The 1,087-nt window shown below is 37.8% G+C and carries 4 protein-coding genes; all 4 read left to right on the top strand.

All coding sequences use genetic code 11. The features are described 5' to 3' along the window. Window positions 1-240, top strand: a 240-nt coding sequence (locus Q0296_RS02190; RefSeq protein WP_298036048.1) for a hypothetical protein, incomplete at its 5' end; no start/stop codon positions are given. 16 nt (window positions 241-256) lie between these two features. Then, window positions 257-556, top strand: a complete 300-nt coding sequence (locus Q0296_RS02185) for a hypothetical protein (protein ID WP_298036046.1) — start codon at window positions 257-259, stop codon at window positions 554-556. Then, window positions 553-819, top strand: a complete 267-nt coding sequence (locus tag Q0296_RS02180) for a hypothetical protein (protein WP_298036045.1) — start codon at window positions 553-555, stop codon at window positions 817-819. Before Q0296_RS02185 ends, Q0296_RS02180 begins: the two co-directional genes overlap by 4 nt. Continuing rightward, window positions 816-956 carry a hypothetical protein gene (locus tag Q0296_RS02175; protein WP_298036044.1) on the top strand — a complete coding sequence of 47 codons (141 nt, stop codon included), beginning with the start codon at window positions 816-818 and terminating at the stop codon, window positions 954-956. Before Q0296_RS02180 ends, Q0296_RS02175 begins: the two co-directional genes overlap by 4 nt. Window positions 957-1,087: the final 131 nt, after the last annotated feature.

Below are 1,087 nucleotides of genomic sequence, written 5' to 3'. Positions count from 1 at the left end.
ATATTAGTGTGTGTTAGCATTGAAGCTAATAATACTGATATACCGGTATCTGTGATTGTAGATGAGGTAATGGTTTTAACATCTGATTTAGACAATTACACAAACTATAATTTTTTTTTCATAGTGCCAGCAGGCTCAAAATACAAACTAGCTACATTGACAAATCCTAGTTACAAAAAGAGGGATTTACTTACGGAGATCAATAATGAAAAACTAAATACTTGGTCTGAATTAAGTTAAAAAGGAGAGCAAAAAGATGAAATATTATAAAGATAAAAACAATGAAATCTATGCTTATGATAACCATATCAGCGAAGAAGCTTTAGCTGCAAGCGTAGAAAAGTTTTGTTTAACACCTTTAACACAAAAGGAGATAGAGGAGTATTTAACGCCAAAAATAGACGAAAGGGCTAAGGCTTTAGCACAGCTCGAAGCGGATATAAAAGAATGCGAGGATGATATAAAACACGCCCTTATTATCGGTAACACGGCAGTGTTAGAGAGCTTGCGAAACGAATATAAGGAATTAATAATTCAAAGGGAGGGGCTAAAGTGAGTTACATAATAATCTGCGTATTGTCGCTAATTGTGGGCGTTTTACTCTGCCCTATCGTGATTTTTCTCAGGGCGAGAAAGTGCGAGGGCTGGGACAGCTCGAATATGACAAACATTATTAGAGTATTCGCTCACTTGGCGACACACCCTGATGACTTCGCCAAATTTCAATACGAAGACGGTAAAAAACCGTTCTGGTACTTAGACAAAGACGAATTCACAGATGTGGTTCAAACTAGACCAACACAAAAGGATAAAAAATGAGAGTAAAAATAAAAAGATGTGAAGTGTGCGCCAGCAAGCTAGACAAAGACGGCGCTTGCACTTGGGAGGGTTGCCCTAAGTGCCCTAACTATAAAGCAAAAGAGCAAGAAAAACCAAAAGATAAAAAGGATGAGTGATGCTTAAATTCAGAGAGCTTTTGCAACTCTTTTGTATTGTAGTCATTGAGCTACCGCTAGAGATGCTTGGCTATACAGTAGTGCCGATCGCTCTACTATTTTGCAACAAGCAAAGCGAGCATTTGCCAAAG

Origin of the sequence: uncultured Campylobacter sp., assembly GCF_937890585.1 — a bacterium.
Lineage (GTDB): Bacteria > Campylobacterota > Campylobacteria > Campylobacterales > Campylobacteraceae > Campylobacter_A.
Note: the sequence above shows the minus strand (reverse complement) of the source record. Positions and strands in the feature narration are given on the sequence as shown.

Excerpts from the sequence above, each read along its gene's own strand:
- Q0296_RS02175 (WP_298036044.1), top strand. The coding sequence starts at position 816 with ATGAGAGTAAAAATAAAAAGATGTGAAGTGTGCGCCAGCAAGCTAGAC.
- Q0296_RS02185 (WP_298036046.1), top strand. The coding sequence starts at position 257 with ATGAAATATTATAAAGATAAAAACAATGAAATCTATGCTTATGATAAC.